At 66.8% G+C, this 25,462-nt stretch carries 28 protein-coding genes; 9 read left to right on the top strand and 19 right to left on the bottom strand.

The window, feature by feature from the left end:
* Positions 1–2: 2 nt before the first annotated feature.
* The 4 genes from ACSFA5_RS10095 to ACSFA5_RS10110 all read right to left on the bottom strand — a co-directional run bounded on the left by ACSFA5_RS10095 (position 3) and on the right by ACSFA5_RS10110 (position 3,584).
* Entirely contained in the window at positions 3–2,024 is a 2,022-nt protein-coding gene (locus tag ACSFA5_RS10095; protein ID WP_435443875.1) for a phage tail tape measure protein, read from the bottom strand.
* A 157-nt stretch (positions 2,025–2,181) separates the two neighbouring features.
* A complete protein-coding gene (locus ACSFA5_RS10100) occupies positions 2,182–2,541 on the bottom strand; it encodes a phage tail assembly protein (protein ID WP_435443876.1) in 360 nt (119 codons plus the stop codon).
* Entirely contained in the window at positions 2,538–2,912 is a 375-nt protein-coding gene (locus tag ACSFA5_RS10105) for a phage tail protein (protein WP_435443877.1), read from the bottom strand. Before ACSFA5_RS10105 ends, ACSFA5_RS10100 begins: the two co-directional genes overlap by 4 nt.
* Positions 2,913–2,927: 15 nt before the next feature.
* Positions 2,928–3,584 carry a phage tail sheath C-terminal domain-containing protein gene (locus ACSFA5_RS10110; RefSeq protein ID WP_435443878.1) on the bottom strand — a complete coding sequence of 219 codons (657 nt, stop codon included), beginning with the start codon at positions 3,582–3,584 and terminating at the stop codon, positions 2,928–2,930.
* A 117-nt stretch (positions 3,585–3,701) separates the two neighbouring features.
* On the opposite strand from ACSFA5_RS10110, the gene ACSFA5_RS10115 reads away from it, so the two are divergent.
* Positions 3,702–4,679, top strand: coding sequence for a phage Gp37/Gp68 family protein (locus tag ACSFA5_RS10115; RefSeq protein ID WP_435443879.1), 978 nt, complete (start codon positions 3,702–3,704; stop codon positions 4,677–4,679).
* A gap of 2 nt (positions 4,680–4,681) precedes the next feature.
* On the opposite strand, the gene ACSFA5_RS10120 is transcribed toward ACSFA5_RS10115, so the two are convergent.
* The 3 genes from ACSFA5_RS10120 to ACSFA5_RS10130 are packed head-to-tail and all read right to left on the bottom strand — an operon-like array spanning position 4,682 to position 5,518.
* A complete protein-coding gene (locus ACSFA5_RS10120; RefSeq protein ID WP_435443880.1) occupies positions 4,682–4,921 on the bottom strand; it encodes a hypothetical protein in 240 nt (79 codons plus the stop codon).
* 6 nt (positions 4,922–4,927) lie between these two features.
* Positions 4,928–5,155 carry a hypothetical protein gene (locus ACSFA5_RS10125; RefSeq protein ID WP_435443881.1) on the bottom strand — a complete coding sequence of 76 codons (228 nt, stop codon included), beginning with the start codon at positions 5,153–5,155 and terminating at the stop codon, positions 4,928–4,930.
* Positions 5,156–5,179: 24 nt separating this feature from the next.
* On the bottom strand, positions 5,180–5,518 hold the full coding sequence (locus tag ACSFA5_RS10130; protein ID WP_435443882.1) for a hypothetical protein: 339 nt from the start codon (positions 5,516–5,518) through the stop codon (positions 5,180–5,182).
* Positions 5,519–5,855: 337 nt separating this feature from the next.
* Between ACSFA5_RS10130 and ACSFA5_RS10135 the strand changes: the two genes are divergently transcribed.
* From ACSFA5_RS10135 to ACSFA5_RS10150, 4 genes are read left to right on the top strand one after another with little or no spacing between them, the layout of a single operon-like run.
* A complete protein-coding gene (locus tag ACSFA5_RS10135) occupies positions 5,856–6,392 on the top strand; it encodes a hypothetical protein (protein ID WP_435443883.1) in 537 nt (178 codons plus the stop codon).
* Complete coding sequence (locus ACSFA5_RS10140; RefSeq protein WP_435443884.1) at positions 6,389–6,826, top strand: gp16 family protein; 438 nt, start codon at positions 6,389–6,391, stop codon at positions 6,824–6,826. Before ACSFA5_RS10135 ends, ACSFA5_RS10140 begins: the two co-directional genes overlap by 4 nt.
* A complete protein-coding gene (locus tag ACSFA5_RS10145) occupies positions 6,823–7,257 on the top strand; it encodes a Mor transcription activator family protein (RefSeq protein WP_435443885.1) in 435 nt (144 codons plus the stop codon). The genes ACSFA5_RS10140 and ACSFA5_RS10145 overlap by 4 nt, the downstream gene beginning before the upstream one ends.
* Before the next feature lie 16 nt (positions 7,258–7,273).
* The gene (locus ACSFA5_RS10150) at positions 7,274–7,519 is read left to right on the top strand and encodes a hypothetical protein (RefSeq protein ID WP_435443886.1); all 246 of its coding nucleotides are present in this window, start codon (positions 7,274–7,276) and stop codon (positions 7,517–7,519) included.
* A gap of 480 nt (positions 7,520–7,999) precedes the next feature.
* Here ACSFA5_RS10150 and ACSFA5_RS10155 read toward each other — a convergent pair whose 3' ends face one another.
* From ACSFA5_RS10155 to ACSFA5_RS10165, 3 genes are all read right to left on the bottom strand, one after another.
* Positions 8,000–8,245: an ATP-binding protein gene (locus tag ACSFA5_RS10155; protein WP_435443887.1), complete on the bottom strand. Its 246-nt coding sequence runs from the start codon at positions 8,243–8,245 to the stop codon at positions 8,000–8,002.
* 40 nt (positions 8,246–8,285) lie between these two features.
* Entirely contained in the window at positions 8,286–10,241 is a 1,956-nt protein-coding gene (locus ACSFA5_RS10160) for a sensor histidine kinase (RefSeq protein ID WP_435443888.1), read from the bottom strand.
* A 137-nt stretch (positions 10,242–10,378) separates the two neighbouring features.
* On the bottom strand, positions 10,379–10,741 hold the full coding sequence (locus tag ACSFA5_RS10165; RefSeq protein WP_435443889.1) for a c-type cytochrome: 363 nt from the start codon (positions 10,739–10,741) through the stop codon (positions 10,379–10,381).
* Positions 10,742–10,888: 147 nt separating this feature from the next.
* Between ACSFA5_RS10165 and ACSFA5_RS10170 the strand changes: the two genes are divergently transcribed.
* Positions 10,889–11,560: a hypothetical protein gene (locus ACSFA5_RS10170; RefSeq protein WP_435443890.1), complete on the top strand. Its 672-nt coding sequence runs from the start codon at positions 10,889–10,891 to the stop codon at positions 11,558–11,560.
* Positions 11,561–11,621: 61 nt separating this feature from the next.
* Here ACSFA5_RS10170 and ACSFA5_RS10175 read toward each other — a convergent pair whose 3' ends face one another.
* The 5 genes from ACSFA5_RS10175 to ACSFA5_RS10195 form a co-directional block, all read right to left on the bottom strand.
* Positions 11,622–11,813 carry a hypothetical protein gene (locus ACSFA5_RS10175; RefSeq protein ID WP_435443891.1) on the bottom strand — a complete coding sequence of 64 codons (192 nt, stop codon included), beginning with the start codon at positions 11,811–11,813 and terminating at the stop codon, positions 11,622–11,624.
* Positions 11,814–11,954: 141 nt separating this feature from the next.
* On the bottom strand, positions 11,955–12,761 hold the full coding sequence (locus tag ACSFA5_RS10180; protein WP_435443892.1) for a PPK2 family polyphosphate kinase: 807 nt from the start codon (positions 12,759–12,761) through the stop codon (positions 11,955–11,957).
* 72 nt (positions 12,762–12,833) lie between these two features.
* A complete protein-coding gene (locus tag ACSFA5_RS10185; RefSeq protein ID WP_435443893.1) occupies positions 12,834–13,268 on the bottom strand; it encodes an RNA-binding S4 domain-containing protein in 435 nt (144 codons plus the stop codon).
* 19 nt (positions 13,269–13,287) lie between these two features.
* Positions 13,288–14,724: a sensor histidine kinase gene (locus tag ACSFA5_RS10190; RefSeq protein WP_435443894.1), complete on the bottom strand. Its 1,437-nt coding sequence runs from the start codon at positions 14,722–14,724 to the stop codon at positions 13,288–13,290.
* Complete coding sequence (locus ACSFA5_RS10195; RefSeq protein WP_435443895.1) at positions 14,721–15,404, bottom strand: response regulator; 684 nt, start codon at positions 15,402–15,404, stop codon at positions 14,721–14,723. Before ACSFA5_RS10195 ends, ACSFA5_RS10190 begins: the two co-directional genes overlap by 4 nt.
* Before the next feature lie 149 nt (positions 15,405–15,553).
* Between ACSFA5_RS10195 and ACSFA5_RS10200 the strand changes: the two genes are divergently transcribed.
* The 3 genes from ACSFA5_RS10200 to ACSFA5_RS10210 all read left to right on the top strand — a co-directional run bounded on the left by ACSFA5_RS10200 (position 15,554) and on the right by ACSFA5_RS10210 (position 18,713).
* A complete protein-coding gene (locus ACSFA5_RS10200) occupies positions 15,554–16,513 on the top strand; it encodes a Bug family tripartite tricarboxylate transporter substrate binding protein (RefSeq protein WP_435443896.1) in 960 nt (319 codons plus the stop codon).
* Positions 16,514–16,651: 138 nt separating this feature from the next.
* Entirely contained in the window at positions 16,652–17,188 is a 537-nt protein-coding gene (locus tag ACSFA5_RS10205; protein ID WP_435443897.1) for a tripartite tricarboxylate transporter TctB family protein, read from the top strand.
* A gap of 1 nt (position 17,189) precedes the next feature.
* Positions 17,190–18,713, top strand: a complete 1,524-nt coding sequence (locus tag ACSFA5_RS10210; RefSeq protein WP_435443898.1) for a tripartite tricarboxylate transporter permease — start codon at positions 17,190–17,192, stop codon at positions 18,711–18,713.
* Positions 18,714–18,780: 67 nt separating this feature from the next.
* Here ACSFA5_RS10210 and ACSFA5_RS10215 read toward each other — a convergent pair whose 3' ends face one another.
* The 4 genes from ACSFA5_RS10215 to ACSFA5_RS10230 are packed head-to-tail and all read right to left on the bottom strand — an operon-like array spanning position 18,781 to position 25,414.
* A complete protein-coding gene (locus ACSFA5_RS10215; RefSeq protein WP_435443899.1) occupies positions 18,781–21,915 on the bottom strand; it encodes an efflux RND transporter permease subunit in 3,135 nt (1,044 codons plus the stop codon).
* Positions 21,916–21,933: 18 nt separating this feature from the next.
* Positions 21,934–23,136, bottom strand: coding sequence for an efflux RND transporter periplasmic adaptor subunit (locus ACSFA5_RS10220; protein ID WP_435443900.1), 1,203 nt, complete (start codon positions 23,134–23,136; stop codon positions 21,934–21,936).
* A complete protein-coding gene (locus ACSFA5_RS10225; protein WP_435443901.1) occupies positions 23,133–24,704 on the bottom strand; it encodes an efflux transporter outer membrane subunit in 1,572 nt (523 codons plus the stop codon). The genes ACSFA5_RS10220 and ACSFA5_RS10225 overlap by 4 nt, the downstream gene beginning before the upstream one ends.
* Entirely contained in the window at positions 24,701–25,414 is a 714-nt protein-coding gene (locus ACSFA5_RS10230) for a TetR/AcrR family transcriptional regulator (RefSeq protein ID WP_435443902.1), read from the bottom strand. The genes ACSFA5_RS10225 and ACSFA5_RS10230 overlap by 4 nt, the downstream gene beginning before the upstream one ends.
* Positions 25,415–25,462 lie beyond the last annotated feature (48 nt).

A 25,462-nucleotide genomic window follows, 5' to 3' on the forward strand; every position in this document is an offset into this window, starting at 1 on the left:
GGTCAGTTCCTCCGCGCGTCGGCGCTGTTGTGTTGATTGGTCGACGACTGGATCTCGCGCCCGTCAAGGTTCACCTGTATCGGGCGAGCGCCGACTTCCTTCATGCCGGCGATCAGCTGGTCAAGCTTTTGCGACAGGGCGTTGCGGTCCTGTTCCAGTTGCGATTTCTCCTGTTCAAGTTTGGCCAGGTACGCTGGCGACGCTCCGTTGTCGCGTGAGGCGTCCGCAAGCTGGCCGAGTTCGCTGATGCGCGCATTGCGCGAGGCGATGCGATCGGTCAGCCCCGCCTGGCTGTTCGCCCGCTCGCTCAACAACATGCCGGCGCCAAGGATCGGGGCGCCCACAGCCACGAGGCCGGCCGCAGTACCGCCGATGACGGCGCCAGCGGTTCCCAGCCCCACAGCGCCGGCGCTGGCTGCAGGCGCGGTCCAACTTGGCGAAGCGTTCATGATTCCACTGCGCGCCGCGGCTGCGGCAGCACCACCAGCGCCGCCGGCAGCGGAACCGCCCAGCATGTTCTTGAGTGACCCACCTCCGAGCAGCATCAGGGCGCCGCTGGCCACGCCGGCAGCCACCGCCAACGCCTTGACCGTCAGGGTCACCCCCTCGACTGCAGCGCCATAGCCGGGATATTTCCGGTAGAGGTCGGTGGTTCCTTCGGCGAGCTTTCCCAGCGCGGTGTTCGCGCTGCCCAGCACGGTGGTCTGTGCGATCAGCTCCTCGTTTTCCTTCTGCTGGACCTTGAAGTCGGGAGTCTGCGAGATCAGTTCGAAATTACTGTCCCCGTATTGGCCATTGGCCCCCATCACCGTCTTCTTGACACCTTGGATGTAGTCCTTCTTGTTCAGCTCGGCGATCAGCGGCATCAGGGCCTGGCGGTCCTGAATGATCTTGCCGATCGCGCTGCCCTGCAGGATGTCGGCCTGCGCGCTGAGCGACGCTTGCCGTTCTTCATCGTTGCCAGCGGCGGCTGTCTTCTTGCGCAGCGCCACCAGGCGTGGATCCTTGCCGGCGATCTTGTCGACCAGGTTCACAAAGGCGTCGAGCGAGTTCACCCCCTTTTCGCGCGCGGCTGCCAGCGAGCCCGACAGGTCGATGCCCAGCTTCTTGGCATCCTGCGCCGTGTCGGACGAATTGATCTTCAGCAACAGATTCTGGAGGTTGTTGCCTGCCTCGTCCTTGCTGCCTGCCGTGATCACCGAGCCCTGCGCTGACGCGAGGATCCGCGCGTAGCCGTCCATGCCGTTCAGGCCAGACATCTGCGCCGATGCGAGGAACTTAGGCAGCCACTTGGCCATGTCTTTCAGCTCGAAGCCACCGGCCTGGCCAGCGGCCAGCGCCATATCGAGCATCTTCGGGATGTCGGCCTCTTTAAAGCCGTTTTGAAGCGCCCGCACAACTATGGTCGACAGGTCGCCGACACTGGCATTTCCGGCGGCGGCGTACTTCGAGACGGTCGGCAAGAGGTTCTTGGCTTGGTCGGGCGTCACGGACCCGCTGGCCAGCATGTCGTTCAGGCCGCCGAGGATGTCCTCCCGCTTGCCGCCGCCCGCGCGCATAGAGGCCTGCACTGTCGCGTCGAGTTCCCGCATGCCCATTTTTCGGCCGGCCAGATCACGATCGGAGAAGGCCGTATTCGACGCGTCGGCCAACTGGCGGTCGTAGCTGCGCGCCTGCTGCAGCGCTGGCGCCACGACCATCTTCGCGGCCTGCACCGCGGCGACGCCAGCGGCAACGCCCTTGATCATGTTGCCCGTGGTGGTCCAGGCGCTGCGCAGGCGCTCCGCCAGCCCGATCGCGCGTTGCGTCTCGCGTGACAGCTCGGCCGCCTGCTTGGCGGCCTGCTGCGGACCCTTCATATTCGCCATCGTGGCGTTGGCTTGCGTGCTGGCCGTGTTCGTCTTCTGTAGCTCTTTCTCAATCTGCTTGAGGTTGCCCTCCACTTCACCCAGGGCGCGCCGCAGCGGTGCCACCAGCTTATCGTTCAAGCTGGTGGTGAGCGCGATGCGGAGATCCTGAGTCATGTCGTGGGCGGTGGCTTGCGGAGAGGTGTGCGGGGTGGCTTGCGCTTCAGACGCCGGCTCACGTAAGTCGTCGGGATTTCATGGCCCTTGCGTCCGGCGGCTGCGTTCAGGATCACCAATGCATCGCCCAAGGTGACGCTGGCGGACTCAGTCCAGGTCAGGCCTGCGCGGACGAGGCCGGCGCGGACTCGGATGTATTCGGCGCGGCCGCGAGCGCGGCCTGCCGCTTTTTTTCGAGGTCACCCCCTGCAGCGTCGAGCTGGTTGTAGTCAGAGGGGTGCAGCGTGCACAGCAGTTCGTAGGTGATGAGCTTGGGATCCAGCGTGCCGAGGCGCACGAGCTGGCGGGCGAGCAGCGCGGCGCTGACCGCCACGCCGTTGTGCCCACCGACCTCGTCGACGGCGTCGATGTTGTCTCCCAGCGTCGGCAGCCGCAGCTCGAACTCCCGGTGCACCACGCCGTCGACCTCGATGCCCTGCCGCAGGGTGCCCGTGAGCGTGATGCCCTTGGCGCTCATTCAGTCACCTTGCGCACGGCCACCAGCGAAACGTCGCGGCGCGCTTCGCCTTCCGCCTGGTATTCCTCACCCACGTCGGTGCTGAAACAGTCGAGGTAGCTCACGCGCTGTCCGCCATCGCCCGGATCGATCGTGAGCTTGGCGCCCTCGATGTTTTCCCAATCGACCGCATCGCCGCCGATCGGGATCACGGCCGTGACCCGCAGATCATGCGTCGTGATCCCACGAGCGAAGCCGGCGATGGTTCGCAGGCGATTCATCGTCTTGACGGGGCGACGACCAGTGCTCGTCTTCGGCGACACGGTGGCCACCTCGATCTCGCGGCCATCGACTTCCAGGCTGATCGAGCCCACGTATTCCTTGAGTGCCATGTAGAGTTCCTCGGGTTACAGCAGCAGGTCGAGACGACCGGCGAACACGTGCAGTCCGTTGACCACGTCGACCGGTATCTTGGCGTTCAGGCGGTTCGGGTCCTGGCTGTCGCGTTCCACGATCAGCGCGTCCTTGTAGAGATCGACGTTTTCGATGATCTCCAGCTCCTCGAGCTTGTAGAGCACGTCGAGCAGCTCGCTGCGCACCTTTGCGGGCGTGCGTGCGCTGAGCTTGTCGCGGGGGAAGCGCAGCTCGATGCGCTCGCGGCAGGCCTTCGCCACGTAGTCCATCGTCCGGATGGTGGTCAGATCCAGCCAACTGATGTCATTCACGCCACCGGGATTGAGGATGTAGTTCGTGATCGCACGCACGATCTGGACAACCTCGCCGGGACCGACCTGCAGCGGGGTGACTCCGTTGTTCAGCGCCGACTCCTGCTCGGTGCGCAGCAAACGGCTCGCGATCGGCGGCGGCGCCACGTTCGGGAGCGGGAGCGTGTTGAGCGGGCGGGCAGGGTCTTCCTCGCCAGCGATTGCGGCGGCATAGCCTGCGGCGACTTCTTCCGCCGGGGTAAACGTGCCAGGTCCGCACCCCATCGTCAGACGCTCTGCATTGAGCAGCGGTGCGAGGGTGCCCCTTGTTTCGCTCCTGTTCCCGCTGGAGTTCGTCAAGAACTTCCTGCGCACCCTTGCACGAAGCCCGTCGCGCGTGCTTCAGGCGTCGTACTACGACCTGCCGTTCGCGCTGTATTGCGCAGCTCTCGACGGGACTTTTTTGAAAGGCCAAAAATGAGCGCCAACAGCAAGATCGAATGGACCGATCACACCTTCAATCCGTGGATCGGCTGCACCAAGGTCTCCAACGCCGCCACGGGCGGCGGCGGCTGTGACCACTGCTACGCCGAGGTAAGCACGCCGGCGCGGGTGCTGCGCAGCAACGGCGCCGAGACCTGGGGCACGGGCGCGCCGCGCGTTCGTACTGGCGCGGCGAACTGGGCCTTGCCGATGCGCTGGAACGCGCAGCACGAGGCCTTCCAGGCGCAGCACGGGCGTCGGCAGCGCGTGTTCTGCGCCTCGCTGGGCGATGTGTTCGACAACGCCGTGAATCCTGAATGGCGGCGCGATCTATTCGCGCTCATCGCCGCGACGCCGAAGCTCGACTGGCTGCTGCTGACTAAGCGAATCGGCAACGCGCGAGGGATGATCGCTCGGGCACTTTGCGAGCACGACGTGTTCGGCGGGCCTGATCAGCTTCCCGAGTGGCCTTGGTCGAACGTCTGGCTAGGTGCAACCGTCGTCAACCAGGCCGAGGCCGACCGGGACATTCCTAAGCTGCTGGCTATACCGGCTGCGAAACGCTTCCTCAGCATGGAGCCGTTGCTTGAGCCGGTGGACCTCAACAACATCGAGGTGCCCATGAAAGTCGGCGTTGATGTGTTCAGCGCGCTCGAATACGACGGCGACCCTGAGGACGACGTTGAGTTCGGTACCGCAACGGTTGACTGGGTGATCGTCGGCGGCGAGAGCGGGCACCGTGCCCGCCCTATGCACCCCGACTGGGCGCGCAGCCTGCGCGACCAGTGCGTGGCGGCCGGCGTGCCGTTCCTGTTCAAGCAGTGGGGCGAGTGGGCGCCTTACGACCGAAGCCGCACAGATGGTGCGGCGCTGGCGACGTCGAAGTCGTTTGACGAACCGATTCAACGCTTCGGCAAGAAGATCGCAGGCCGCCAGCTCGACGGCCGCGAATGGAACGAGGTGCCCGCTTGACCTCAATCTTCCAAATCGAACTGCATCTGCAGCTGCCGGATGATCCGTGCAATGTCGGCACGGTGTGTGGCGCGATCGCTGACCACTGGCACGGTCCAGTTGGGCCCGCCCTCATCGGCGGGGATGCCGATCACCCCGCGTCGATGCACATCGGTCTCTTGTCCTGCCAGACCCGGAATCGCTTCGATGCGTTCGAGCAGGAGTTGCTGCAGCTGATTGGCGTTGCGCGTGGACTTGGGCATGTTGGCTTAGCCCTCGCGAACGATCGACCACTGGGTCGGCTCGTAGTCCTTTTCGTCAAGATCTTGCAGCAAGTTCGATCCGCAGATCTTGCAGAAGTAATACTGCCACTCGCCGGTGGTGCGGCCGTGGCTGGCCTTACCAAGGTCAACGGTGCTCGTGCGCATGAGTTGCGCATGCGGCGAGGTCTTCGCTTCCGCTCCGTTCAACTGCTGGCATTCAGCACATGCAGTCATCGTCCACTCCAGAAGTTAAGGCTCTCAAAGGTCCAGCGCTCGATCGTCAATCAAGATTCTGAACGCCTCGTGGTCAGGGCCTTGCGGGTCGTAGTCAGCCAGACGCGACACAGCGATCTGCTCGATGCGGTCACCAATCCTGTCTTGACGAGGGACATTGGCCGCGGCCAGCGCCAGCGAGTACTCCTCCAACACTTTGCCCTCGAAGTCGAGCACGACCGACTGCGCATAGCGTCGACCATTGACCGGCGGGCTGAGTTCCTGGCTCACACGGAGCTTGGATTGGCCGTCGTCGGCGAAGACTGCTTCTTCAGCGAACAAGTCCATCAGGTACGGCTTGAACATTTCGGAAATGGTCGGCATTCGAGTCTCCATAGGTTGGGATGCGAAGTATGCCGTGGGGAGCGATGCTGATGCCGTTCTACCGAACCCCGGCCCTCGGCGTGTTCCACATGAGGGGCAGCAAGCTCCCCGCGCCGTGTGGTGAGAAGGTGCAGCTTGATGGCAAGGCCCAGGTATGCCTGGTGGCCAGCGAGTTCTTTTGCGACGGGCCTGGCACCACCCGGCGCACGTGCGATCGCCCTCTTTGCAAGGCGCATGCAACCCAGACGGGCCCGAACAAACACCTTTGTCCTGCGTGCCGCAATGCAGCTGCCGATGCGGGCGGTCAGCGCAGCCTTTTCACCCACCTGGTGCAACCATGAACCCACCTGAAACCATCGGCACTGACCCCTGCGACATACATCCGATCGATACCTCGTCGCCGAGTGGCGTGCGAGCCGTCGACGAACGGGGCAACGCAGACCTCGTGGCATTGCTTAGCGACGCAATGAACCGAATCACCAGCGATGCGCCGCGGCAGGTTGGCGGCAAGCTGCTTTCCCCGCTGGACAACCCACTCTATGGGCCTTTGCTGCGGCGCCTCGACGAGGCGATCCTCACTCTCGCTTGCGCGCACAAGCCGGCGCTTTTTCTGTCTCATGAGTTCGCCCGCGCCCTGGACATTGCCGATGAGTCAATGTTCAACGTGCTTTCGAGCAACTGCGTTCCGGGCGATGAGAGCCGCACGGTCTTGGGACTCGTCAGCGCCACAGGTTCAGAGGTCAAAAAGCTGGGTGAGGCCGATCCGGAAATCCTCGAAGCCTTCGACTGGCTTCGACTGCGCGGTTTCGTCAAATTCGCTACCGATGGCCTGGGCGATCACATCATCGTTGTGCGGAGGCCTGGAGAAGAATGAGCAAGCTTGCCCGCGACCACCGCAACTCGGACCTGGCCAGGATCCATGTGGCCAAGAAGCAGCTCAGCATGAGCGACGACGACTATCGCGCGATGCTCTGGACTCAGGGCCGGGTACACAGCTCGAAGAACCTCGACCATGCTGGTCGCGCGAGCGTGCTCGACTACCTCAAAGCAATGGGCTTCAAGGCCGTTTCCAAGCCCGACACGAAGCGTCGTGTAAGACCGGTACCAAGCGCCGACAAACTCCAGCTCGTGCGGCGGATCCGGGCCCAGCTGATCAGCCTGGACCGCAAGCCCGACACCTACGCAGACGGCATCGCCAAGCAGATGTTCGGCGTCGATCTCTACGAGTGGTGCAACCACGACCAGCTGCATGCGATCACGGCCGCGCTGGCGGTGCAGCAGCGCAAGCAGGGAGCGCCCACGCGATGACCGATTCGCCCGCGTTCAAGAGGCAGCAGCTGAGTCTGTTCGACAGCACGGCGCCGTTGCGCTCGGCTGAGAATGTCGACCAGTTGCCCAAGACCGCGCGGGCGCTGGTTGAGGTGATCGGTATCGATGCGACGATCGACCTGGTGAAGATGTTCGGTGGTGATGAGTTCTATCTTCCCGAAGCCGTCGATGGTGCGTCGAAGCTGTGGGCGGCTCTGGTCGAAGCGATGGGCCGGGATGCCACCGTCAAACTGGTCGAGGCATTCGGCGCGACTCGGATTTATGTCCCGACCTGCCAGGCCGCTCTGCTCAAATTGCGCAATCAGGAGATCGTTGCGAGCTACGATGGCGGTGAGCCGTTCGATGCGATCCGCCGTCGCCATCGGGTGAGCCGCTCTTACCTTTTTCGGCTACTTAAAAAGCCCGTTTGAAGCCAGGAAAAACGCTATGTTTGTGCTCTTTGTTGGCGGGTTGTCGCATGGGAAAAGCCAACACGTTGACGACAATCAGACTGTTCTCGAAATAGCGGATGTTCGCCTCGAGGGTGGCCGCCAACGGTACGAAAAACACCGATGGCAGCAGGTCGACGCCGCCCACGGATATGACGCCCTTTTCGTCAACAGTTTTGTGCTTCCGTCCGAACTGGAATCGAAGGTCCGCGATGCGCTTGCCGAGGCCGAGAAAGCACGCTAAACGTCCTTCGGCCTGATTGAAAAAGCCCCTTTTCAGGGGCTTTTTTGGGGCCAAACAGCTACGAGTTTCATACGAGTTCTGCCTAAAAGTTGGGCAAAAAACATACGAGTTCGGTTCCTGACGGCGTCGGGGATGGAATTGAAAAGTCGTGCTAAATCAATGGGTTGGACGAACTCGTATGCTGTCGTCGAACAAGTAGTAGTTCATACGAGTTGTGGGGGAAGAGCAGCTCTCGGATCCAGCGGTGCAGTGAGGGGAGAGAGTCGTTCCTCCAATGAAAACAGCCCTTTCGGGGCGGATTGGGTGGCGCGAGGCGGCGCGTCAGGAGGCCGCAGGGCGCGTTTTCTCATGCGTCCGAACCCGGTAGCCGCCTGGAGAGCCAGAACGGCCCCAAACCCCTGATTTCATTGAACTTTCCCACTTCTTCCGACCAAATCCCGGATCTTCCCGGTTAGTTCAGTCTCATGGGTCCGGTCACACTCAGGCAGCCCCGACTTTTCGCATCGTGATCACATGAAACGGGCAGGTCACGGCGCAATCGCTGCAGCCTGTGCACTGGTCGGCATGGTGCAGCACCGACGACTTGCGCCACCCTGTGGCCTCAAGGCTCAGCAGGTGAAGGTCGCAAGCAGCGACGCACCAGCCACAGCCCGTGCAACGCGCGGTGTTCACATCGGGACGCCAGCCGGGGCGGTGGGGCCGGGCGAGGGGAGCGTCGTGTGTCATGGGGCCGATTCTGTGCGCGTGCCTGCGCAAAATCCACCTGCTAGGCCGCCTTGGCTTCCCGCTGCAGCGGCAGCCACAGCACGAACCGCGTGCCGGTCGGCTTCGACTCCCAGCGCACCATCCCCCGAATCGCCTGGGCTCGCCGCCGCTGGTTCTGCAATCCGCGCCCGGACGCGGACGGGTTGCCCGTCACGCGCTGCACGTCGAAACCCTGCCCGTTGTCCTCGATCGTCACCTGCACGCCCGCATCGGACATCGAGGTGCCCACGCGGATCTCGGTCGCGCGGGTGTGCCGCAGGATGTTGGAGATGCTCTCCTGCACGATGCGCAGGATGTGCAGCGCGCTCGACGGGTCCAGCCATTCCAGCGCGGGCAGCTCCTGCACCTCCCAGCGCAGCGACACGCCGGTGCCCTCAAGCCGCGGTTCGAGTCGGTAGCGCAGCGTGGCGAGCAGCAGCAGCAGGTCGGCCTCGATCGGCTCCAGCGAGTCGAGCGTGAGCTTCAGGTCGTCCAGGCAGCTCTTGAGAATCTGCGAAACCTTGTCGTCGCTCATGCCGCCGCTCTCCACCGAGCGGATGGCGCTGACGAGCGAGGAGCCCAGGCCGTCGTGCATGTCCTGCATCAGGCGCTGGCGTTCTTCGCTGATGGTCTGCAGCCGCTCGATCTCGCGCAGCTTCTGGTGGCTGAGCTCGAGCTCGGCTTCGCGCTTGAGCAGACGCTGCGCGAGGCTCGCGTTGAGCTGCTCGACCTCGCCGATGGCGTGCACGTAGCGGCGGTACATCAGCGCGCCGAACACGCTGAAGGTCACGGCGTTGGTGTACGCCCCCAGGTACCAGCCTTCGGGGCTGATGAAGTTGTTCTGCAGCAGCCAGTCGGTGATGCCCAGCAGCACGCAGATGCCGATTCCCACCGCCACCAACCGCCCTTCGTTGGAACGGCGCCATGCGCTCACGCCGCCCACCAGGCAGACCGACAGGCCCATGAGCGCGGCCACCGCGTAGATCAGCGGCGTCACCTGCGGCGTGTTCTGCACGATCGCCAGCCCCGGCATGGTGACGATGCCGACGGCGGTGGTGGCCGCCACCACGCCACGGGTCAGCCATTTGAGTTGCCGGCCATGCAGCTGGCGCAGAAAGAAGTGCACGACCATCACCAGCCAGAAGAGCGAGTTGACGGTCAGCCAGGCAAACCAGTCGTTGGCGACCGGCTGGGCCACGTAAAAATGCAGCCCCCGCATGAAGGAGGTGGCCGAGAGGTTGAAGAACAGCAGGTAGCCCGTTTCGTCGCGGCGCCTGAACCACACGAACAGGGCGAAGACGCCCACCGCCATGAACGCCGCGCTGAGCATCGCGGGCAGTTCCTGCTGCAGCCACTGGCGCATGCCGTAGCGGCCCCGCAGCGCATCGGCAGGCCCGATCCACAACGACGAAAGCGCCACCTGGGCGCTTTGCGTGTGCTCGAGGCGAAGCAGGATCTCGGTCGGCGGCGTGGTGTCGGTGCCGTGGTCCAGCGGCACCCACAACGGGCTGCGGGTGCTGTTCCACAGCGGACCCGACTGCTGTGCGCGGTGCACCAGCTGGCCGTTGGCATACACGGCAACGGTGCCGTCGGTCTTGACCCGCACGCCGTACATCGCCAGCGGGCCCGAAGCGGGTGGCAGGTCTCGCGTGGAAAGCCGGATCCAGGTCGTTCGCGTCGGTTCGGCGGCATTGGCGGGCTTGGCCGTCTCGGCCTGGCGCAGCAGCGCGATCGGCAGCGCCAGAGGCAGTTCGACCGTCTGCCAGGTCGGGGGCAGGGCGCTGCTGTCCTGCCTGAGTGGCGGGGCGCTGAAGCCCGATGAGTCGTCGACCTGCCAGTCGGCATGGGTCAGGTGCAGCACCGCCTCCGAATGCTGCAGCCCGGCCGTTCCCCCGAAGAACGCGCCAATGGCGCCCAGCAGTGCCATCGACAGGACGAGCACCACATTGGCGATGAAGGGGGCGAGGCGGTAGTTCAAGAGGCGTTCAGGTGGGGGCCATGTTCAAAGCCGGCGAGCGGGCGTTGTAACCTGGGCCTCGCATTCTGTAACCAATCGAGATGTATGTCCCGTTTCGGCGCGCTTGCTGCCGATGTCAAAGCTCGGGCGAGCGGAGTTCAGCGTGCGGAAGGCTGTGACAGCACCCACTGCGCCAAGACCTGCGCCTCGCTCTGCGAGACCTGTGCCTGCTGCGGCATGATGACCCGGCCCCAGGTGCCCACGCTGCCGCTGCGAATCTTGGCGGCCAGGCGTGCCGGTGCGCTGGCGTCGTTGCGGTAGCGGTCCGCGATCTGCGCGAAACCCGGGCCGACCTGCTTGTGCACCAGCCCGTGACAGGCCATGCAGCCGTTCCTGCGAGCCAGGTCGGCCGCCGATGGCTCCACCGCGGCATCGAGCGCGTGCGCTGCCGGCGCCACAGTCAGGAGCAGGGCGATCGCGAAGGGCGAGACGAGGCGCGGGGTGCGAGTGTTCTTGTGCATAGGGGGTCCGGTGCTGGCGCGCGATCGTAGCTGCTGGCAGCGGTCTGTCGACGTGGCTCGCCGTCGTGCGAGCGCGACAAGGTGACTCAAGAGTAACCAGATGTATGGTTAAATCTGTTAACTATCGCGAAGAAGAAGAGGGATTGCATGAAGCTGTTGCTGAGCATTGCGTTGGCCGCTGCGGTGTTGGCCGGATGTGCGACCCCGCCGCCGCCGACACCGACCGAGCCCGGAACGGGTTCCGGCATTGCCTATGTGCCCATGGTCGCCATGCAAGGCGTGGACAAGGCGCGTTACGACAACGACGTGGCGGCCTGCCGCGTCGCAGCCAACCGCATCACGGCGCGCAGCGAAACCGGCGACGCCATGTGGGCCGCCTTGGGAATCGGCCTGATCACGGTGCACGGTCAAGGCATCGTTGCCGCCGCGTCGTACACCGGCATCACCGCGGCGATCATCGACTGGAACGGCCGGCCCGACGCCGAACTGATCGCCGAACACCAGCAGATCGCCATCGTGCATTGCATGGCCAAGCGCGGCTATCGCAACCTCGACGCCAACGTGCGCGACAGCTTCTACGGCAACACCTTCGACCCCGGCGTCATCGTGAAGCCTCGCCGCACGGGCATCGACACCTACAACGTGGAAACGCTGGCCAAGGCCGGCCGGTGCAACCTGCAGCCACGCGCCGAACTCACGGCGAAGGGCCCGGGGTACGAAACCTACAACGTGCCTTGCGACAACGGAGGCACCTGGGCCGTGCGTTGCGAGTTCGGCAAGTGCCGAGTGCTCGCACAGGCACTCATCCGCCGATCCTGAGTCCCCGGTTCATGTCGAAGGCCTCCTTCAATCGACGAAGAAGGCCCCCGCATGCCGACGGTCAACGCCAGACGTAGTGCCCGCGCACCATGCGGCCGTGCTCGCGATGCGCCGGCACCCACACCTTGTGCGGGCGATGGTGCGGGCGTTCGTAGCGCGGGCCCGGGCCGGCGCCGTGACGCGGGCCTGGCTGGGCCAAGGCAGCGGTGGAAGCGAGCAGGCAAGCTGCAAGAACGAAGATGGTTTTTTTCATGTTGATGTAGTCCTTCTGTGTGTAGCGCAAATGCACCTGAATCGGTACGAAGTGCAGCTTAGTGACGCACCCCAGGGTACCCCGTAGGCGAAGCCGCACTTTACAAACAGGACACGAAACCGCGTTCCCTCGCCCACACCCTCACTTGACGATCATCCCCTTGAGCGCCGGGTCCGGCGGCGGGGGCTTCAGCTTCATCTGCCGCAGGGTCTTCACCAGCAACTGCGCAATCATCACGTTGCGGTGCCGCTTGCTGTTGGCCGGTATCACGTGCCAGGGCGCATGGTCGGTCGAGGTGGCGCTCAGCGCGTTCTGGTAGGCCTGCTGGTAGGCGCTCCACTTGGTGCGCACCTCGAGGTCGTCCATGCTGAACTTCCATTGCTTGCCGGGCGTGTCGATGCGCGCCTGCAGCCGCTCGCGCTGCTCGTCCTTGTCGATGTGCAGCATGCACTTCACGACCGTCGTGCCGGTCTCGGTGAGCAGCCGCTCGAAGTCGTTGATCTGCGCGTAGCGGCGCCTGGCTTCGGCCTTGTCGATCCAGCCTTCGACCACCGGCACCAGCACGTCTTCGTAGTGGCTGCGGTTCCACACCATGATCTCGCCGGTGCGCGGCACGGCGGCGTGGCAGCGCCACAGGTAGTCGTGCGCGCGCTCCTCGTCGCTGGGGGCCTTGAAGGCTGTCACACGCACGCCCAGCGGGGAGGTGCGCGAGAACACCCAGCGCACGGTCCCGTCCTTGCCGCTGGTGTCCAGGCCCTGCAGCACCAGCAGCAGCTTGCGCTTGCCCTCGGCGTGCAGCAGGTCCTGCAGCTCGTCGAGCTCGACGGCCAGTGCATCGACCTCGCTGCGTTGCGAGGCTTCGTCGCCCTCGCAGAAGGGCGTGTCGTCGGGGTCGACGTGCGACAGCTTGAACTTGCTGCCGACACGGTATTTCTTGAAGCTGGCCATGAAGCGGAACTCCCGTGAGGAACGATGGAAGCCCACAGCCTAAGCGATCCGAACGCCGCTGCAGGTCAGCGATCAGCGCTCGTTGTCATCCGCGTCCAGCGAGGCGCTCCAGCGGTTGTCCCACTCGGCGTGCCGCACGGCGCCGTCGAGATCGCGCCGGTCGCGCTTGGTCGGGCGGCCCTGTTCAATGGCCAGTGCCGGCTCGGTGCCGGCGCGGCGCAGTTCGCGAAAGTTCGCCTGTGCCGCCAGGCTGTCGGGCGTTTCCTCGTACAGCAACTGGGCCACCGGTGCCGGCCCGCGCTGGGCGCTGACACCGCGCACCGTCACGGTCCGCGTCATCGGGCCGGTGCGCATGGACACCGTGTCGCCGGACTTGACCTCGCGCGAGGCCTTGGCGACGTCGCCGTTCACCTGCACGCGGTTCTTGCCGATTTCCTCCGCGGCCAGCGAACGCGTCTTGAAGAAGCGGGCGGACCAGAGCCATTTGTCGATGCGCAGACGTTCCATGGTTGTTCGGAAGTAGGGGTCACGGATTGTGCCGCGACAACGGCAGGTGCACGACGGCGTCGAGCCCGATGACCTGTGCGGCGCCGTCCTGCATGGCCGGCACCTCGGCCTCGCGGTTGTCCAGCGCGATGCGCCCGCCCAGCGCCAGCACGATCTCGCGGCAGATCGCCAGGCCCAGGCCGGAGCCGCTCGACGCGCTGCCCGCCGAGAAGGGCGCGAACAGGCGCTGGCGCAGTTCGGGCGAGATGCCGGGGCCGCTGTCGCGCACCGTGAGCACGGCTTCGTCACCCTCGCGCCGCACCGACACCGACAGCGCCGCGCCCACCGGGCTCAGCTTGATCGCGTTGTGCAGCAGGTTGCGCGTGAGCTCCTGCAGCATCCATTGGTGGGCCTGCACGTGCACCGGCCCTTCGATGGCCAGTTCGAAGTCGAGCGCCTTGTCCGCCACCAGCGGCGACAGGTCGAGCGCAACGTGGCGCGCCACCTCGCCGAAATCGAGCGTCGCCGACTCCGGCTGCTGGCGCAACTGCTCGACCTTGGCGAGCGACAGCATCTGGTTGGCCAGCGCGGTCGCGCGTTCCACCGTCTGGCTGATTTCGCCGAGCGCCTGCTCGGGCGCCACGTCGCCGCGCTGGGCCGATTGCACCTGCACCTTCAGCACCGCCAGCGGCGTGCGCAGCTGGTGTGCGCTGTCGCGCACGAAGCGCTTCTGGTGGTCGAGCAAGCGCTGCAACCGGCCCATGACCTGTGTGGTGGCGTCGATCAGCGGGCGCAGTTCGCGCGGCGCGTCGGGCGCGTCGATGGGCGACAGGTCGTCGGCCTGGCGCCGCTCGATGGCCTCGCCCAGTTCGCGCACCGGCCGCGTGGCGCGCTGCACCACGAACACGGTCGCCAGCGCGATCACGCCCATCAGCAGCAACTGGCGCCACAGCATGTCGACCAGCAGCTTGCGCGCCAGCGTCTCGCGCAGCTCCAGCGTCTCGGCCACCTGCACCACCGCCATGCCGCGCCCCCGCGCGCTCGCCACGGGCTGCAGCAGCACCGCCACGCGCACCGGCTGGTTGCGAAACTGCGCGTCGTAGAAATCGACCAGCGCCGCGTAGGCGCTTCGGTCGGGAATGCGGCCGCGCCAGAAGGGCAGCTCGGCAAAACCCGAAACCATCTCGCCGTCGAGCGCGGACACCCGGTAGAACAGCCGGCTGCGGTTGTCGGCCTCGAAGGCCTCCAGCGCGGAATAGGGCACGATGGCGCGCAGCTGCGCCAAGTCGTCGTAGCCCTCCACGTCCAGCTGTTCGCCGATGGTCTTGGCCGAGGCCAGCAGCGTGCGGTCGTAGGCCGTGGTGGCCGCGGCCAGGCTCTGGCGGTACACGCTCACGCTGTTGATCACGATGAACAGCGCAATCGGCGCGAGGATGCCCAGCAGCAGCCGCGCGCGCAGCGAAGACACGCGGGTCATGTTTCCGGGCGCAGCAGGTAGCCCAGCCCGCGCATGGTCATAAGCACGGCGCCGGTGCCCGCGAGCTTCTTGCGCAGCCGGTACACCACCACCTCGATGGCCTCGTACTGCACGTCGGCTTCGCCCGGAAACACCAGCTCGAACAGGCGCTCCTTGGTCACGGCGTGGCCCGGCTTCATCATCAGCGCCTTCAGCAGCGCCAGCTCGCGCGGCGTGAGTTCCAGCAGTTCCGCCCGGTTGTAGATGGCGCCGTTGTCGGGCTCGAAGCGCAGCCCGCCGATCTCCTGCGGGTTCAGGCCCGCGTCCTGCCCGGTGACGCCGTGGCTGCGCCGGCGCAGTGCGCGGATGCGGGCTTCCAGCTCGTCCAGGTCGAAGGGCTTGGGCAGGTAGTCGTCGGCGCCCGCGTTCAAGCCCATGATGCGGTCGCCCACCGTGCCGCGCGCCGTCAGCAGCAGCACCGGCGTGCGCAGCCCTTCGGCGCGGGCCTGCGCCAGCACCTGAAGGCCGTCGAGGTTGGGCAGGCTCAGGTCGAGCGCCACCACGTCGGGCTCGATGGCGCGCCACTGGGCCACGGCCTGCGCCCCGTCGCCGCAGACGCGCACGTCGATGCGGCGGCGCCCGAGGGTGCGCTGCAGGGTGATTTGCATCGAGGGGTCGTCTTCGACCAGCAGCAGCTTCATACGGGGGCCAGAACGGTAGGCGGAGGTGGGTTCTTCGGTGTTTTCCCCAGTCTGGCGGACAGCCAACTGACAGCGGGGCGGCGCATGATAGCGCTCAGGTTCAAGTCAGGTTCCTTTCAAGTTCCTTCCAGTTTTCAGGAGACACCACAATGCGTCGCGATACCTTTCTGAAGTCCTTGGCAGCGCTGGCCGCCGCCGGCGCCCTGCCACTGTCGGCCCGGGCCGCTGCCAACGTCAAGATGATGATCCCCGCCAACCCGGGCGGCGGCTGGGACACCACCGGCCGTGCGCTGGGCAAGGCGCTGAGCGACGCCAAGGTGGCCGACACCGTCACCTACGACAACAAGGGCGGCGCTGCCGGCGCGCTGGGCCTGGCCCAGTTCGTCAACGGCTCCAAGGCCGACGCCAATGCGCTGATGGTCATGGGCTCGGTCATGCTGGGCGGCATCATCACCGGCAAGCCGCCGGTCAAGCTCGAGCAGGCCACGCCCATCGCGCGCCTGACCACCGAATACAACGTGTTCGTGCTGCCGTCGAACTCGCCGTTCAAGACCATGAAGGACGTGGTCGACCAGCTCAAGAAGGACCCGGGCAGCGTCAAGTGGGGTGGCGGTTCGCGCGGCTCCACCGAGCACATCGCCGCGGCCATGATCGCCCAGAAGGTCGGCGCCGACCCGTCCAAGATCAACTACGTGGCCTTCCGCGGAGGCGGCGAGGCCACCGCCGCCATCCTGGGCGGCAACGTCACCATCGGCGGCAGCGGCTACAGCGAATTCGCCGAATACATCGCCGCGGGCAAGATGAAGGCCATTGCCGTCACCTCGGCCCAGCGCCTGCCGGGCATCAACGTGCCCACGCTGAAAGAGCAGGGCATCGACGTGGAAATCGGCAACTGGCGCGGCGTGTACGGCGCGCCCGGCATCTCGGCCGACCAGCGCAAGGCGCTGACCGACATGGTGCTGGCCGCCCTCAAGAGCCCGTCGTGGACCGAGTCGCTCAAGAAGAACGAATGGACGCCGGCCGTGCTGTCGGGCGACGCCTTCGGCAAGTTCGTGGACGACGACTTCGCCAGCCTGCGCGCCATCATGACCAAGTCCGGCATGGTCTGAATCTGGCTCGCCCCCAGGCTGCGCGCACTTCGTGTCGCTACGCCAACCCCCTACCGGGGGCAACACCTGCGGCCCGGCAAAGCCGGTTCCGCGGTGTTTCTGGAAGGGGGCATCCGTACTCCTACTCCAGGATAAAAAATGACAACTCCAGAATCCTCGGTTTCGCCGCAAGAAGCGGCTGTTTGGCCGCAAACCCTCGTCGGCGCCGGCGTGCTGCTGACCGGCCTGGCGCTGGCCTTCGGCGCCATCGGCATTTCTTCCGAAGCCGGCTACGGCGGCGTCGGCCCCAACTTCCTGCCCTGGATGGTGTCCGTGGTGCTCGCGCTCTGCGGCGGCTGGATCCTGTGGGAAGCCCGCACCGGCGGCTTTCGCGAACTCGACGCGCCCACCGGCGCCGACCGTGCCTACTGGCCCGGCTTCGTGTGGGTGTCGGCCGGCCTGCTGCTCAACGCGGCGCTGATCACCACGCTGGGCTTCATCCTGAGCTGCACGCTGTGCTACGTGCTGGCCGTGCAGGGCCTTCGCCGCGCGAGCGGGCAGGCCGGCGTGAACGCGCCGCGCACCTTCGCCATCGACTTCGTCACCGGCGTGCTCATCGCCGCCCCGGTGTTCTGGATGTTCACGCAGTTCCTGGCCATCAGCCTGCCGGGCCTTACCTCCACAGGGTGGCTCTGACATGGAAATCTTCAACGCACTCATGGCGGGCTTCGCCACCGCCATCACCCCCATCAATCTGCTGTGGTGCCTGGTCGGCTGTGCCCTGGGCACCGCCGTGGGCGTGCTGCCCGGCATCGGCCCGGCGGTGGCGGTGGCGATGCTGCTGCCCATCACCGGCAAGGTCGACATCACGGCCTCGATGATCTTCTTTTCGGGCATCTACTACGGCGCCATGTACGGCGGCTCGACCACGTCCATCCTGCTCAACACGCCCGGCGAAACCGCCAGCATGGTGACTGCGATGGAGGGCAACAAGATGGCCAAGAGCGGCAGGGCGGGCGCGGCGCTTGCCACCGCGGCCATCGGCTCCTTCGTGGCCGGCACCATTGCCACCGTCATCGTCACGCTGTTCGCGCCCTTCGTGGCCGAGTTCGCGGTCAAGCTCGGGCCGCCCGAGTATTTCCTGCTGATGCTGCTGGCCTTCACCACGGTGAGCGCCGTGCTCGGCAAGAGCACGCTGCGCGGCATGACGGCGCTGTTCGTGGGCCTGGCGGCCGGTTGCGTGGGCCTGGACCAGATCTCGGGCCAGGGCCGCTACACGGGCGGCGTGCCCGAACTGCTCGACGGCATCGAGATCGTGCTGGTCGCGGTCGGCCTGTTCGCCGTGGCCGAAGTGCTTTACGCCGTGCTGTACGAAGGCAAGGTCGTCGAGGCACAGAACAAGCTGAGCCGTGTGCACATGAGCAAGCGCGACTGGAAGCGCTCCATTCCCGCCTGGCTGCGCGGCACCGCCATCGGCACGCCCTTCGGCTGCATTCCGGCCGGCGGCACCGAGATCCCGACGTTCCTGAGCTACGCGGTCGAAAAGAAGCTGGCCAAGGACAAGGACGCCAAGGCCGAGTTCGGCACCACCGGCGCCATCGAAGGCGTGGCAGGCCCCGAGGCCGCCAACAACGCCACGGTGACGGCCGCGCTGATTCCGCTGCTCACGCTGGGCATTCCCACGTCGAACACCACGGCCATTTTGTTGGGCGCGTTCCAGAACTACGGCATCCAGCCCGGCCCGCAGCTCTTCACTACCTCGGCCGCGCTGGTGTGGGCGCTGATCGCCTCGCTGTACATCGGCAACGTGATGCTGCTGATCTTGAACCTGCCGATGGTGGGCCTGTGGGTCAAGCTGCTGAAGATTCCGAAGCCCCAGCTCTACGCCGGCATCCTGATCTTCGCGACGGTGGGTGCCTACGGCATGCGCCAGAGCGCGTTCGACCTGTTCCTGCTCTACGCCATCGGCCTGCTGGGCGTGGTGATGCGGCGCTACGACTTCCCGACCGCCCCGGTGGTGGTCGGCATGATCCTCGGCCCGCTCGCCGAAGCGCAGCTGCGCAATGCCATGTCGATCGGCGAGGGCAGTGCGGCGGTGTTCTTCCAGCGCCCGATGTCGATCACGCTGGTGGTGATCGTGGTGGCCGTGCTGGTGCTGCCGCGCCTGGCCAAGCGCATGAGCGACCGCAAGCTGAAGCGGCTGGCGCAAGTGGACGCCTGAGCGTCATTGCCCTCATCGCAAAAGCCGGATGCCGCCAGCATCCGGCTTTTTCTTTTTGCGATACCGCTCAGTGGGTGCGGCCCGCCGCGCGCGCGGGCGGCGGCGTCTCGGCCAGGTCGTCGTCCAGATGCGGATCCGCCGGCTGCCCGCGCAGCTTGCGCACGGTGCGCCGTATCCAGTGCTCGATGTCGTCGATGTAGGTGAACACCGCAGGCACCACCAGCAGGCTCAGCACCGTCGACGTGATCAACCCGCCGATCACCGCCATCGCCATCGGCGAACGGAAGCTCGAATCGGCCGCGCCGAAGCCGAAGGCGATCGGCAGCATGCCCGCGCCCATGGCCAGCGTGGTCATGACGATAGGCCGCGCACGCTTGTGGCAGGCGTCGCGCAGCGCGTCCCAGCGGCTCATGCCGTGGTCGCGGCGCGCCACGATGGCGTACTCCACCAGCAGAATGGAGTTCTTCGTGGCGATGCCCATCAGCATGATCAACCCGATCAGCGAGGGCATCGACAACGCCTTCTGCCCGATCAACAGCCCCACGAACGCGCCGCCCAGTGCCAGCGGCAGCGCGCACAAGATGGTCACCGGGTGCAGAAAGTCCTTGAACAGCAGCACCAGCACGATGTAGATGCACAGCACGCCCGTCAGCATCGCCAGCCCGAAGCTCGCGAACAACTCGGTCATCACTTCGGCGTCGCCCACTTCGGTGACGCGCACGCCGGCCGGCAGCTTCACGATCGACGGCAGCTTGGTCACCGCCGCCTTGGCGTCGCCCAGGCCCACGCCCGACAGTTCGATCTCGAAGTTCACGTTGCGCGAGCGGTCGTAGCGGTCGATCACCGCCGGGCCGCCTTCCATGGTGAGCGACGCCACCTGGTTCAGCATCACCGGGCCGCGCGCGCTGGGCACCGACAGGCGCCCGAGCAGGTCGATGTCCTGGCGCGCCGAGTCTTCCAGCTTCACCACGATCGGCACCTGCCGCTGCGCCAGGTTGAGCTTGGCGAGCGACTGGTCGTAGTCGCCCAGCGTGGCCACGCGCAAGGTCTCGGCAATGGCCGAGCTGGTCACGCCCAGGTCGGCGGCGCGCGCGAAGTCGGGGCGCACGGCGATCTCGGGGCGTATCAGGCTCGCGGTGGACGTGATGTTGCCCAGGCCGGGAATGGTGCGCAGGTCTTTCTCGACCGCGCTGGCGGCCGACGCCAGCGCCACCGGGTCTTCGCCGGTCAGCGCCAGGATGTACTTCTCGCCCGAACCGCCCAGGCCCACCGTGCTGCGCACGCCGGGCAGCGTTTCGAGCGCGGCGCGGATCTGGTTCTCGACCACCTGCTTGCGCGGCCGGTCGCCGCGCGGGTCGAGCTTGATGGTGAGGGTGGCCTTGCGCGTCTCGGGCGTGCCGAAACTCGCGAACGGGTCGCCGCCCGCGCTGCCGCCCGCCACCGTGGTGTAGACGCTCTTCACGTGTGCGATCTGCATCACGCGGCGCCGCGTTTCCTCGGCCGCGGCCGTGGTCTGCGCCAGCGTTGAGCCGGGCGCGAGCGACAGGTAGATCTGCGTCTGCGAGTTGTCGTCCGGCGGAATGAAGCCGGTCTTGAGCAGCGGAATCATGGCCAGCGAACCGATGAAGAAGACGGTGGCCATCACCATCGTCTTGAAGCGGTTGTGGGTGCTCCAGGTCACCGCGCGCATGTACCAGCGCATCCAGGCGGGCTCGGTTTCCTGCGTGACGATGGGCTTCAGGATGTAGGCCGCCATCATGGGCGTGAGCACCCGCGCCACCACCAGCGAGGCGAACACCGCGAGCGACGCCGTCCAGCCGAACTGCTTGAAGAACTTGCCGGCCACGCCGCTCATGAAGGCCGTGGGCAGGAACACCGCAATCAGCGTGAAGGTGGTGGCGATCACGGCCAGCCCGATCTCGTCGGCCGCCTCCATGGCCGCCTGGTAGGGCGACTTGCCCATGCGCAGGTGGCGCACGATGTTCTCGACCTCCACGATGGCGTCGTCCACCAAGATGCCGACCACCAGCGACAGCGCCAGCAGCGAGATCACGTTGACCGAGAAGCCCAGCAGGTACATGCCGATGAAGGCCGGAATCACCGACATCGGCAGCGCGACGGCCGACACGAAGGTGGCGCGCCAGTCGCGCAAGAAAAGCCACACCACGATCACCGCCAGGATGGCGCCTTCGTACAGCAGGTGCAGCGAGCCGTTGTATTCCTCTTCCACCGGATCGACGAAGTTGAAGGCCTCGGTCAGCTCGATGTCGGGGCGCTGCACGCGCAGGTCGGCCAGCGCCTTCTGCACCGCATGGCCCACTTCCACCTCGCTGGCGCCGCGGCTGCGGGCCACCTCGAAGCCGACCACCGGCTTGCCGTTGAGCAGCGCGCCCGCGCGCGGCTCGGCAATGGTGTCGCTGATGCGCGCCACCTGGTCGAGCCGGATGCGGCGCCCGTCGCTGAGCGCAATCTGCATGTCGGCCAGCTGGTCGGCCGACTGCACCGTGGCCAGCGTGCGCACCGGCTGCTCGCTGCCGCCCAGGTCGAAGCGGCCGCCCGCGCTTTCGGTCTGCACCTGGCGCAGCTGGCGCGAAATGTCGCCGGCCGAGGCACCCAGCGCCTGCAGCTTGACCGGGTCGAGGTCCACGTGCACCTGGCGCGTCGCACCGCCCACGCGGTTGACCGCGCCCACGCCGGGCAGCGCGAGCAGCTTCTTGGTGATGTCGTTGTCCACGTACCAGCTGAGCGCCTCGTCGTCCATCTGCGACGACGCGATGGTGAAGGCCAGCACCGGCTGGCCCGCCAGGTCGAGCTTGGTGACCACCGGGTCGCGCACGTCGGCCGGCAGGTCGGCGCGCACGCGCTGCACGGCGGAGCGCACGTCGTCCACGGCCTCCTGCACGGGCTTTTCGAGGCGGAACTCCACGATGAGGGTGGCGGTGCCGTCCTGCACCTTGGTCGTGATGTGCTTCAGGCCCTGCACGGTGGCGATGGAGTTCTCGAGCTTGCGCGCGACGTCGGTCTCCAGCTGCGAAGGCGCGGCACCGGGCAGCGACGCCGAGACCGTGACGGTCGGCAGGTCGATGTCCGGAAAGTTCTGCACCTTCATCGCGTTGAACGACAGCAACCCACCGAAGGTGAGCAGCACGAACAGCATCACCGCCGGAATCGGGTTGCGTATGGACCAGGCGGAAACGTTCATGGCGTGTTCCTTGATGGGTTACTTGACCGCGGCGGCGGACGCCGCGGAAGCCGGGGCAGGGGCCGCCGGCCGGGCGGGCTGCTCGGGCACTGCAGGCGCCTCCACCACGCGCACCAGGTCGCCGTCGTTGAGGAAGCCCGCGCCTTGCACCACCACCTGCGCGCCTTCGGGCAGCGCGCTGGTGATCTCGATGCGGTCGTTCAGCCGGCGACCCACCTGCACCTTCAGCTGCATCACCTTGTTGTCCGGCTTGATCAGGAAGACGTTGTTGAACCCGTCGCGCGGCACGATGGCGCTTTGCGGCACGGTAGGCGCCGAGCTGCGGCCCAGCTCGAAGTCGCCGCGCGCGAACATGCCGGCCTTGATGCCGGTGTTCTGCTGCACGGCGGGCAGGTCGACATACACCAGCGCCGCGCGCGTCTGCGGATCGACGGTGGGCGCAATGCTGCGCACCTTGCCGCGCACTTGCGCGCCGCTGGCGCTGACCACGAAGGCGGGCGTGCCGACGGCGATGCGGCTCAGTTCGGCCGAGGTCACTTCGGCGCGCCATTCGAGCCGGCCCTGGCGGATCAGCTTGAACAGCTCGGTGCCTGCGGCTACCACGCTGCCGACCGTGGCGGTGCGCGCGGAGATCACGCCGTCGTCGGGCGCCAGCACCTGCGTGTTGCGCCCGCGCACTTGCTGCGCGGCCAGCACGGCCTCGGCCGCCTCGACGCGCGCCTTGGCGGTCTGCTCGGTGGTCTGGTATTGATTGATCTGCTGCTGGCTCAGCGCGCCGGTGGCCTGCAGCGTGCGGGCGCGCGCGGCATTTCCGGCGGCGTCGGCCGCGGTGGCGCGGGCCTCGGCCAGCGAGGCGCGGCTTTGCGCGATGTCGGCACGCACCGTCTCGGGCGAGAACACGGCCAGCACCTGGCCCTTTTTCACCACGTCGCCCACGTTCACGCGCACCTCGGCGAGCTTCAGCCCGTTGGACTCTGAGCCGACCACGGCCTCCTGCCAGGCCGCCACGTTGCCGTTGGCCGCGAGCGTGAGCATGAGTTCGGTGGTTTCGGGCTTGGCGACAGTCACGGTCAGCGCGGGCTTGGGCGCATGGGCCGCGTCCTTGGCGGCGGAGCCACCCGCCTTGTCCGACGGCTTGCGCGTCATGAAGAAGACCGCCGCGAGGGCGACGGCCAGCGCCAGCAGCGCGATGACGAGGGTGGAACGCTTCATTGTTTTCATGGCGACGTCGCGACCTGGGCGGCCGCTGGGGTGGTCATCGAGGACGATGGGGAAGAGGGGGAGGCGTCAGGGGACGCACCGGGGGACGCGGAAGCGGTGCGGTTCCAGCCGCCGCCCATCGAGCGGTACAGCGCCACCCAGGCCTCGGTGCGCTCGCGCTGCAGCGAGACGCGCGCGGTCTGCGCGGCGAACAGCGTGCGGCGCGAGTCCTCCAGCTCGAACAGGCTGGCCAGTCCGCTGCTGTAGCGGGCCTGCGTGGCGTCGAAGGAGGCCTGGTAGTTTTTCACCGCGCTGTCGGCGTCGGTGGTGCGGGCGTCGGTGGCGTCGAGGTTGACGAGCGCCTCTTCCACCTCGCGCACCGCCTGGCGCACGTTCGCGCGGTAGAGCGACACGGCCTCGGCGTAGCGCGCCTTGGCCGCATCGGTGTTGGCCTGGCGCGCGCCGCCGTCGAGCAACGGCACGGTCAGCGACACGGGGCCCACGGTCCAGGTGTCCAGCGATTCGCGCAACCCGCTGGTGCGCAACTGCAAGCGGCCGATGGAGCCCGACACCGTGAGCTTGGGGTAGCGCTCGGCCTCGGCCGAGCCCACCTCGGCGCTGGCCGACGCCACGCCGAGTTCGGCGGCGTACACGTCGGGCCTCTGCGAGATCGCCTCGGCCGGCACGCTGGCGATGCTGCCCACGGCGGGCAATGCGCGCTGCGTGGGCGAGGCGGCGAGCCGTTGCGCCAGCGTGGGTTCGTCGATGCCGCTGAGGGCTACCAGCGCCTTGCGCTGCACCGCGCACTGGGCGCGCTGCTGCGTCAGGCGGCCCGAAGCGTCGGAGGCGCTGGCACGGGCCAGGGCGGCGTCGGCCGGTGCGGTGAAGCCCGCGTTGGCCGACAGCTCGGTGAGGCGCGAGGTTTCAGCGCGCGAGCGGGCGTCCGACTCGGACACGCGCAGCTGCGCCTGGCAGGCGCGCTCGGCGAAGTAGGCGTTGGCCGTTTCGGCCGCCACCGCCACGCGGGCGTCGTGCCACTTGGCGTCGGCGCTGTTCTGCTTGGCCTGCGCGGCGTCGCGGTCGGCGCGCAGGCGGCCGAACAGGTCGACCTCCCACTTGGATTGCAGGCCGGCCTGCAGCGTGGTGACCGGGGCGGCCGACGCGGCAGAAGTGCTGCTGGTGCTGCTGGTGCTGCTGCTCGTGGACGCCCCCGTGCCGCTCGAACTGAAAGACGACCCCGACACCCCGCGGCTGCCCGAGGCCGTGCCGTCCAGGCTCGGCAGCAGCGCCGCGCCGGCCTGCACGCGCGTGGAGCGCGCCTCGGCCACGCGCGCCGCGGCGCTCGCCACGTTGGGGCTGGCGGCCTCCGCGGCGGCGATCAGCTCGACCAGCAAGGGGTCGTCGAGCTGGCGCCACCAGTCGGCCAGCGACACCAGCGAGCCGCCGTGCGGCAGCGGCGCGTTCCATTGAGCGGGGAAGGGCGCCTGCACCTGTGCGGGCGGGCGCGTCAGGGCGCAGCCCGACAGGCCCAGGCTCATGCCCAGCGGCAGCAAGAGGGTGGCGATCAGTTTCAGTCGGAGCCTTCTCATTTCTTTTGCTTTCTCTCGTCGCTGCGGCGGGCCGCTTCGGCCTCCACCAGCGCCAGCGCATAGCCCGTGAGGCGGTCGGCCCAGGTGTCGATGGCGCGCGGCGTGCGCAACAGCGAAGGGCGAAGCGCCTCGATGAAGTCCTGGCTCACGTAGAGCTGCATCGACAGCCCGGTGATCGCGAAGGTCAGGCGGTGGATGTCGTCGTCCGGGCGGTCCACCTGCAGGTGGCGGCACAGCAGCTCGGCAATGGCGCGGTGCGGGCCCTTGATCTCGCGGTCGAGTTCTTCGGCCCAGCGGCTGGTCGGCTCCAGCATCTCGCGCATGTGCAGCTGGATGCATTGCCGCACGATCTCGCCCTGCTTGAGCGGATCGATCATCGACACCATGCAGATGCGCAGCGTGTCTTCGAGCGACTGGCCCGGCACCTTGCAGGCGGCCACCAGGTCGTTGGCGTCGCCGCCCATCGGCTCGCTGAAGGTGGCGGCGTACAGCCCGTCCTTGTCGCCGAAGTAGTAGCTGATGGCCGAGATGTTGACTTCGGCCTCGCGTGCGATCTCGCGGGTCGAGGTCTTGGCGAAGCCCTTCTGCGCGAACAGCCGAAGCGCCGTGTGCAGCAATCGGTGGCGTGCCTCGGCGCCGTCGGCGCGCGGTGCGCGGCGCGGGGCCTGGGGGCCGGGTGGAAGGGGTTCGCTCGCGTTCATGCGTGGCATTACACCACGCATGAAATCAAACGATTGATTTACTTAAGGCCTGCTGAA

It is taken from the genome of Variovorax monticola, from assembly GCF_051216855.1.
Lineage (GTDB): Bacteria > Pseudomonadota > Gammaproteobacteria > Burkholderiales > Burkholderiaceae_C > Variovorax.